The organism is Phormidium pseudopriestleyi FRX01 (genome assembly GCF_017313335.1).
GTDB lineage: Bacteria > Cyanobacteriota > Cyanobacteriia > Cyanobacteriales > Laspinemataceae > Laspinema > Laspinema pseudopriestleyi.
In genome coordinates this window covers 1-8209 of sequence record NZ_JAFLQW010000442.1, presented here as the reverse complement: position 1 = coordinate 8209, position 8209 = coordinate 1, and the positions used below count along the sequence as shown (strand labels likewise).

9 protein-coding genes are annotated in these 8209 nt (G+C 47.2%); 5 read left to right on the top strand and 4 right to left on the bottom strand.

The features are described from left to right. Positions 1 to 299: efflux RND transporter periplasmic adaptor subunit (locus J0895_RS16640; RefSeq protein ID WP_207089161.1), on the top strand; the 299-nt coding region annotated here is incomplete at its 5' end. A 149-nt stretch (positions 300 to 448) separates the two neighbouring features. Here J0895_RS16640 and J0895_RS16635 read toward each other — a convergent pair. The 4 genes from J0895_RS16635 to J0895_RS16620 form a co-directional block, all read right to left on the bottom strand. Continuing rightward, the gene (locus J0895_RS16635) at positions 449 to 1417 is read right to left on the bottom strand and encodes a glycosyltransferase (protein ID WP_207089160.1); all 969 of its coding nucleotides are present in this window, start codon (positions 1415 to 1417) and stop codon (positions 449 to 451) included. A 263-nt stretch (positions 1418 to 1680) separates the two neighbouring features. Continuing rightward, entirely contained in the window at positions 1681 to 2439 is a 759-nt protein-coding gene (locus J0895_RS16630; protein ID WP_207089159.1) for a metallophosphoesterase family protein, read from the bottom strand. A 123-nt stretch (positions 2440 to 2562) separates the two neighbouring features. After that, a complete protein-coding gene (locus J0895_RS16625; RefSeq protein WP_207089158.1) occupies positions 2563 to 3306 on the bottom strand; it encodes a DUF1995 family protein in 744 nt (247 codons plus the stop codon). A 399-nt stretch (positions 3307 to 3705) separates the two neighbouring features. Next, positions 3706 to 4914: a NupC/NupG family nucleoside CNT transporter gene (locus J0895_RS16620; RefSeq protein ID WP_207089157.1), complete on the bottom strand. Its 1209-nt coding sequence runs from the start codon at positions 4912 to 4914 to the stop codon at positions 3706 to 3708. A 278-nt stretch (positions 4915 to 5192) separates the two neighbouring features. Between J0895_RS16620 and J0895_RS16615 the strand changes: the two genes are divergently transcribed. From J0895_RS16615 to J0895_RS16600, 4 genes are all read left to right on the top strand, one after another. Beyond that, a complete protein-coding gene (locus J0895_RS16615) occupies positions 5193 to 5627 on the top strand; it encodes a QcrA and Rieske domain-containing protein (RefSeq protein WP_207089156.1) in 435 nt (144 codons plus the stop codon). 181 nt (positions 5628 to 5808) lie between these two features. Further along, a complete protein-coding gene (locus J0895_RS16610) occupies positions 5809 to 6105 on the top strand; it encodes a hypothetical protein (RefSeq protein WP_207089155.1) in 297 nt (98 codons plus the stop codon). Between the two features lie 246 nt (positions 6106 to 6351). After that, a complete protein-coding gene (locus J0895_RS16605) occupies positions 6352 to 6882 on the top strand; it encodes a DUF4330 domain-containing protein (protein ID WP_207089154.1) in 531 nt (176 codons plus the stop codon). A gap of 899 nt (positions 6883 to 7781) precedes the next feature. Beyond that, entirely contained in the window at positions 7782 to 8051 is a 270-nt protein-coding gene (locus J0895_RS16600) for a J domain-containing protein (protein ID WP_479724807.1), read from the top strand. Positions 8052 to 8209 lie beyond the last annotated feature (158 nt).

Below are 8209 nucleotides of genomic sequence, written 5' to 3'. Positions count from 1 at the left end.
TATTTAAGAAGAGGTTCTCTGGGGCAGAAGCAGAAGTCACCTCCCGTCTGGATGAACGTCAGCGTCTTTTTATGCTGGTATCGGGTCAGTTAACCCTGAAAGTGAAGAGTAATGAACCCATCAAGGAGGGAGACATTCTGGCGGAAGTTTCGAGTCCAGAAATCGAGACTCAATTGGCTGAAGCCGAACGCAATTTACAGCAAGGAAATGCGGCACTGTTGGCGACCCAAAAGCGTTTGACTATCGTTCAGACGCGACTGGAGGAGGCTCAAAATAATGTGGCGATCGCCACTCCTTGACTCTGCAAATTTTCCATTTGTCTGTCAACAAATAATCCTAAAAAGATTCTATTTTTCCGACATTTTGGATGACATTGGTTTGGGCAGTTCTGGGAGTTTCAGCTAAAGGCGATCGCCCTGGGTTCGTGATTAAATTTTACCCTAACAAATTATCTCTTATTTATAGTGATAATCTCCCGCCAAGCGGTGACGATATCCCGTTCTTCTTGTTCTGCCGAATAATTTTTTTTGATAAAATCCGCTGATTGTTTATGCTTTTCCATTAAAAGCTGGGGTTGAGTATTATAAGTGGCAATCAGCTTTTCGACGGTGTGAGCAAATCCAATGATATCCCCACTATCTATGGGAAACGAAAAATCGGGTAGAAAATATTCTTTTCCACCCCATCCATGATAGCCGACGGCTAAACAGCCCGAAGCCATTGCTTCAGCGGGGGGTAAGGAAAACCCCTCGGAATAACAAAAGCTCAAAAACATTAAGGACTCTCGGAAAATTTGGGCGACTTCTGTTTGAGGTTTATTTTCAATGGGAATTAACTCAAATCCATTTAAAGCATTTCTAAATTTTAAAATATTAATCACCTGTTTAGCATCTCGTTGCATTTTTCGGTCCATCCAGCAAATTTGTTTTTTCTTAACAGGTTGATAGTAAAATAAATGAGTATCGATAGCATGATGAACCCGAAAGAGTCGGGTTTTGGGGAAGACATAGTTTAAGTAATTAAAGCTATTTTCCGAGGCAACGAGGACCGCGACCACGTCCGGAGAGTGATAGGGGGTTTCTAAGTGATGTTTGTCGAAAGAATATTCATTAAAGGTATTATAGCAGCCTTGATTGTAAATCACTTTGCGAATGCCCGGTAAGAGATTGCCACCTTTGGGCGTCGCCGTTTCAGGCATCACGAAAAAGTCATTAGCCTTGAGTTTGATTTGGGGAAGATAAGCGATTTGGGTTTGATTTTCAAACCAATCACATCGAAATCCTTCATCATCATGCACGATAAAAGCGGAAAATCCATTTTTATTTAAAACATCAACGTGACGATAGAGCATTTTCACTCCGCCAATCGGTACGTTGGTGTCTGGGTAGCAGACAAAATAGATACTGGGTTGCGTCATTTTTTTAAAAAATCGAGAGTCCATTACAGCATTACAGCATCAATGAATGGTTGAGAGGACTAGAGAGGAGTAACCCACCTCGGGCGTTGGTATAGTCAGTTAGAAACCGGGTTTCTTGACCCAATCTGCTGCAATTAGCACCCAATCCTGGTGAGAAATCCGGTTTCTTGTTCTTTGAATCTACTCACGATCCCCAGTCCTAATTGTGGCATCCATTCATCGGTTCATTTATTTTAAGACGCAAAGGGGTCAAAGGGTGAGGACTAGGGACAAACGGCCCCTTGCTTGGGGTGAATAGAAACCACTGCGTCTTGTAGAGAGAGTTTTCGCACTTTGCCTTTGAACAGGTTGACTTGGTAAACTTGGCGGTGGGTGAGGTCAAAGGCGGATAACCAGCCACTCAATGGGTGATAAGCCCCAGTGTCAATATCTAGCCAGCCGTTCCCTTTGGCGAGTTGTCCGGGTTTGACCCCTTTAAAGGTAAAGGTGATGGTATGGCCAATTACAATGAGTTTATCGGGAAAGTAGGGCTGGCGGATCTTGTGGAAGGGTGCGCGAATCCAGCAAAAGTCTTCGGCACCTTGTTCGTGGATGGGAAGATTGGGATGAACCCCGGCATGAACTAACCAGGCGTCGCCCAAATCCATATAGAGGGGAAGGGTTTGCATCCAGGCGAGATCATCTAAAAGTGCTTCGCTGGGGTGGGAGTAGAGTTTGGGATAGCTGGTTAAGGTATTTTGTCCTCCGCTGTAGCGCCAAGCTTGGAGTGCGGGTTGGTTCACTTTGCCGTTACCGCAGGCGGTGATGAGAAGATGTTCGTGGTTACCGAGGAGGCAGGTAAATTTATTGTCCCGGACTAATTTAACCACGGAGGCACTATCGGGACCGCGATCGATTAAGTCGCCGAGGAAGTAGAGGCGATCGTCTGCGGTGGGACCGATCGCATCTAGGAGTTTCACGAGTGCGTCATAATGACCGTGGACATCCCCGATCGCAATGCGTCTGTAGTTAATTTTGCTCATGGAGTTGCCTGGATAAACAAGCTGGGCTATTCCTGTTCTGGGGTAAAGAAAACGACCCCAGTCCGTCCCTATCTATAAATTAAGACTCGGACGCACTGGAGTCCTGTTCCTATTATTCCCCGATTATTGGCTCAATGCGCGTAAAAAGCGCTTCATATTCGTCATTAAGCCCGGTTTTTTCGGGGCTGTTAAAGACTTGTTGATGCCTTCATCCGTCGGTTCTTCAGCCTTACCCGTAGCTTGGGTAATTAAGCGTTCTAAGTCGTCACCGACGGGTTTGGTGGCGGTTTCTGAAATCAGTTCGTAGGTGTCGCCATTTTCCAGCCAGACTTGCCAGGGACTGGGATAGCAGCGAAACACCGCATATCCTTCCTTGGGTTGAATGTAGTAACAGGATTCAATGGTGGAGAGAAACCGTTCCCGGAGTTGTCTTCCTGCCAAACCAATGCCAATAATGGCGACATTTTCCAGCTTCGGCAGCAGGATCACCGTGGGGCGATCGCCCGCTTGTTCGCACATTTTCTCTAGGGTATTAACTTCCACCGCCGAAGGTTCCACAAACAGAAATCCTTCGTCGAACGGTTGCATTTGACCTTTGGGTTCACTCAATCCGCGAATGATATAGGGTCTCTCGCCCCAATCTCGACGGGCTAAGGCAGCGGCCCCAGCATCGGGAAAGTACACTTTAAAGCGATCGCCAAACGACTCCTCGAAGATGGGGAGAAATTCTTCGGCGATCGGTTGGACTTTCAATTCCGGGATCCCGATTTCGACTTGCACCAGCCGGTATCCATCCTCTAGGGCAGCTTTGGTGGCTGTTTTCGCTTGGGCGATCGCCTCATCTAAATCTTTGGGTAGTTCAGGCATTAATCTCTAAATTGTCAACAGGTTTGTTTTTACGCTTCAGGGTTCGACAGAATCACGGGTTCTTCTATCTAGGCGATCGGTACAGTCACGGTCAGACAAACCGGGTTTGTTCACAAAGTTTCTGCGGCATTTGCCCACAATTTAGGCAAAACACCCGGTTTCTTGTTCCGGGGAGTTCATCCTCTACCGATGCCCTAATCCCTCTCATTGTAAATCGAATCGGGTTTGATTCCCCCTCCACTCCGGTGCCTTCCTTCCATTCCTTCCCGTTCCACCTTGGGTTTCACCCCTTACAAGAGGAGCTTTTTTACGTTCAGAGTCATTTGCCTTACCAATTAACCGCACGAACGGTCCCCGGACCTTGCAAAGGTCCGGGTTAGGGTGGGGTCCACACCCGAGTTATAACAATAGTCCGGCGATGCAAGCGGTCATAAAACAGGCAATGGAACCAGCAAACATTGCCCTGACTCCTAATCGGGCTAAATCTCCTTGCCGATTGGGTGCGATCGCGCTGATGCCGCCAATTTGAATCGCGATCGCACCCAAGTTAGAAAATCCACATAAGGCATAAGTGGCAATCACCACCGAACGCGGAGAAATTGCCTGATTTTCAATCAATTGTTTTAAATCCAAATAGGCGATAAACTCATTCAAAATAGTCTTTTTCCCCAGCAGCATTCCCACCGCTTCCACATCGGCCCAGGGAACTCCCATCAACCAAGCAACCGGGGCCATTAAATAGGATAAAATCAACTCAAAAGACAGGTAAGGAATTCCCACCCAACTGCCCATCCATCCCAAACCGGCATTCAATAAGGCAACCAATCCTAAAAAAGCAATCAACATGGCGGCCACATTTAAGGCTAATTTCAACCCTTCAATTGCCCCAGAAGTTATGGCATCAATGGCATTGACATAGGGACTTTCGCGGTTGATTTCTATTTGACCTGCTGTGGAAGATTTTTCGGTTTCAGGATACAATAACTTAGAAACCGCCAAGGATGCCGGTGCAGACATCACCGAAGCCGATAACAAATGTTCTACAGGAATTCCAAAAGAAATATAGGCCGCTAATACACCTCCGGCAATCGTGGCAAATCCTCCAGTCATCACCGCATGAAGTTCAGAATTTGTCATTGCCGCGATATAGGGTTTAATTAGCATCGGGGCTTCCAGTTGTCCGACAAAAATATTCGCCGCAGAGGAGAGGGATTCGGCCCCGGAAGTTTTCATGGTTCGCATCATCACCCAAGCGACGCCCTGGACGACCCGCTGCAAAATTCCGTAGTGATAGAGCAGGGTAATGCCGGCGGAAAAAAAGATAATGGTGGGCAAAATTTTAAAGGCAAAAAAATGCTCTTTGAAGTTTTCGCCAAAGACAAAAGCAGACCCCACATCGGCAAAATTCAGAAAGTCATTGACCCGAGCTCCTAAAAACTTAAATAAGGCCAAACCGGGTGCAGTTCTGAGAATAAACAAGGCAAAGAACAGTTGCAAACTAATTCCCCAGAGGACCGTTCGCCACCGGATAGCTTCTCGGTTGACCGACAAAGCATAAGATATCCCTACAAATGTAATTAATCCCAACAGAGAAATTCCCCGTTCCATGACCTTCCCCCCCAAAGCGCCAGAATAGTCAAATCATATCAAGTTAGCTGGATTTTGCGATCCTAAATCAATCGAGAAATAAGCCCTCACCCCCAACATAAGGCGGCCCAAAAAGGGAGAGGGGAGCACCAGAGTTTATAAATAGGGCAAGGATTGCTATATTGCGATCGCCAGAAATCGTGATCCCCAAAATTATCCTTGATCACGGACGGGTATGGATAGATTTTGTCAAGCGGTCTATTATAGAAATATTCTTTATCTCTTCAAGAGTGAAGCCTATGAAGCGTCGAGATTTTTTAAGCTGGGTTGGTGTCGGTGGGGTTGCCAGTTTTTTGCCAATGGCGATCGCTGCCTGTACTCCCTCGGGAGAATCCACAACGGAAGTATCGACTACCCCAGGTAACTTTGAGGCAGTCGGGACAGTCTCTGAATTAGAGAGTCAGGGTCAAATTCTGAATGAAGACTTTCAAAATGGAGCCATTTCTGTAACGCGCAATCCTGAAGATGCTCAACTCCTTTATGCCGTGAATCCGACTTGTACTCATAAAGGCTGTCTGGTAGATTGGAACGCTGGAGAACGCAAGTACATTTGTCCTTGTCATGGTTCAGAATATTCTCCCGATGGCACCCTTCTCAAAGGTCCAGCTGAAGAAAATCTCCCGCCCTATTTAGTCAAAATAGAAGGAGAGCAGGTGTTAGTCCAAGCCATTTAAAAGCTAGGCCTACTAAAACTCCAACGCCGATTTATTGCCATCGAAATCGCACAACTGGGGAAAACAACCCTCCCCTCAAAGGCGATCGCCCTGCCTAAAAATTTCCCCTGTATTCATCCCGACTTTGGATAAGAGGATCCGTATAGCATCCATGCCTACCCGATGAGTTAGGAGAACAGGGATGCACCTCCAGTTTTTAGGCAGGGTTAGCCTATTTTTATTCTTTTTTTCGCTACCCGCCCTCATGCAACCGTTAGATCCAGCCGGTTGTTCCACCGCGAGTCTGGATCAATCCATTTCCAATTCAGCCCGGGACCAACTTGCTGAATCTATCCTCACTGCCGCCAAAAATAGCTCCAACACTACCCAGGCGGCAATGTTTGTACTGCCAGACCAACCCCAGGGCGATCGCTGGGATGCCACGGATTTAAGGGCTATCTCCATTGCCCACTTCCCCCAGACGACTTGTCGCCCATAATCCCCAAGGGCGCAGAACCTGCGCCCTTGCTTGTTCAATACAGTTGAGCCCACCGTCTAAAATTGAGTTCAAAACTCAGGCCAATCGGACGATTGAACTTCTAACTGTTATGATAATCTGACAGCAAATATCCACCTATCCCCATCTTTCTGTCCGGTGGATTTATCAGGGATGGCTCAAACCATTGAAACGGGAAAATAGTTCAGCCCTCAGTTGTGTCTCGCTAAAGTAGGACAATTTGATTTTATGAAGATTTTGGATCGCCAAGGCCGCTTATTTGGCAAAATCAGCATTCTTGACCTGGGTGCTGCCTTGGTCATTCTCCTGGTTGTCATCGGCATCTTTTTCTTTCCCGGTACTTCCGGTTCCGTTGCCCAAATTGGTGGGGTGACCACAAAACCTGTCGAGGTTGATTTGATTGTCCGGGGACTGAGTGTGCGGGACCCCGAAGCCCTGGTTCGGGAATTTCAAGAAAAGGGCAAAACAAATGTGATTATTCGCAATCAGCCTTATGGTCAGGTTGACGTTAAATCAGTACAGCTTTTAACTCGAACCCTAGCGGTTCCCCAACCCGATGGTTCTGTCAAAGCATTACCGGACCCGAGACAGGAGGAGTCTTTTAGTGCCAATTTGCTCATGACCTTGGGGGGGAATGCCAGAATGACTGATGATGGTCCAGTTCTAGGCAATAGCAAAGTCAAAATCGGCACGCCGATGGAACTGGAAGGCACTACTTATAGCTTTAATGCCAGTGTGATTGACGTGCGGATTAAATAATCCGCGATCGCATCAATATTAGAAATTAGAAGAGTTTCCCAAAAAGGAGCCATTTGCTTAACGCAAATGGCTTCTTCCGGTTTTAGGGTAAAAAATTCCAGGCTTTTCTCCCATTCAGTAGATCGAGGAGTCCAAGGATCTGCCCAGTTCCCGAACCCTGTTGAGAAACGGGGTTTCTTCACCCTATCTGTAACAATTGGCAGAAAGTTAGGTAACAATACCTTCAATAATTTAATAGTCACTGGCCTCTTATGAATGTTGATGGATACAGCCGACCGACTGGATAAGCGTTTCAAAATCTGACTCAATAAAACTGGGTCTGGTTTTTCCTTAATCCGTTTTATGGTTCTTGAAGCATAACGGTAGCCTCAAAATTGACTTTTGAGATCCAGAACAATGGACAGAGGCCCCTTGTGGGTGACATTTAAGAGATAATGGGATAAATTCACCATAAAAAATGAAAGATTCGCCGCATTAGTCACCCCGGTCTCCGGAACATTCATAAAGTCTTCTAAGCCCCAAAATTGTATTGGTAGCGGCGGGTGAAGTGGGGAGGAATCGTGCCAGTGGGAACCAATGCCACCTCTGGGGCTAATTCAGAACAGCAGCGGAGAATTGCGATTCCCTTCGGGATAGCTTCGCTTCACGCCTGACAGGGAAAACAAGCTGAAACCTGGGTGGGCGAGTTCTGGGTCAATCTGGCAGTGGAGGACAAAGACTGGCGACGGCGGATAAGAGCGAGTGGATGAGTTGCCTGAATTAGTTGGCTTGGGCCGGCGGCGGAGTTAGCCCTGAGGGAGTCAGTTGGGGGCGATTGGAAATAACTCTCAGGGCTAACAGTTATCGTCCGGCGATCGGACCGGGAACTGAGCAAACTCTACCATCCCGATACCACTGACTTGCCGCCCTCCGTCGCCACCGCCAAATTTCAGCAGCTAAACAACGCCTACGCCACTCTCAGCAACCCAGAACGCCGCCTCGCCTACGACCTCAAAATAGGCTACTCTCGCCTGAACGTGATTCAGTCGCCCCCAGGCTTCAACACTCCGGTTTCTCGATCGGGTGAAAAAACTTCTAACTCGGCTTACCTAGACCCCACGGATCGCCCTCTTTCCCCCGGAGAAATATTCGCCCTGTTTATCATGGGAGCCAGGGCTATTTCATTCTAAACAACTCCTTAATTAGTTTAAGGCCAAATCCCGCCAGACGTTGGGCTTGAGCCATATTATCAAATCCATAATTGCGGTATATGTTAAGTGCAAAATTTCGAGCGACTGCCCAAATTTGAACTTCATGTTTTGTCCTGATACGAGAAGCCTCTTCACCT

What these genes read in the sequence shown, in the direction of transcription:
- J0895_RS16635 (WP_207089160.1), bottom strand. Translation starts at nt 1,417, where the DNA reads ATGACGCAACCCAGTATCTATTTTGTCTGCTACCCAGACACCAACGTA.
- J0895_RS16630 (WP_207089159.1), bottom strand. Translation starts at nt 2,439, where the DNA reads ATGAGCAAAATTAACTACAGACGCATTGCGATCGGGGATGTCCACGGT.
- J0895_RS16625 (WP_207089158.1), bottom strand. Translation starts at nt 3,306, where the DNA reads ATGCCTGAACTACCCAAAGATTTAGATGAGGCGATCGCCCAAGCGAAA.
- J0895_RS16620 (WP_207089157.1), bottom strand. Translation starts at nt 4,914, where the DNA reads ATGGAACGGGGAATTTCTCTGTTGGGATTAATTACATTTGTAGGGATA.
- J0895_RS16615 (WP_207089156.1), top strand. Translation starts at nt 5,193, where the DNA reads ATGAAGCGTCGAGATTTTTTAAGCTGGGTTGGTGTCGGTGGGGTTGCC.
- J0895_RS16610 (WP_207089155.1), top strand. Translation starts at nt 5,809, where the DNA reads ATGCACCTCCAGTTTTTAGGCAGGGTTAGCCTATTTTTATTCTTTTTT.
- J0895_RS16605 (WP_207089154.1), top strand. Translation starts at nt 6,352, where the DNA reads ATGAAGATTTTGGATCGCCAAGGCCGCTTATTTGGCAAAATCAGCATT.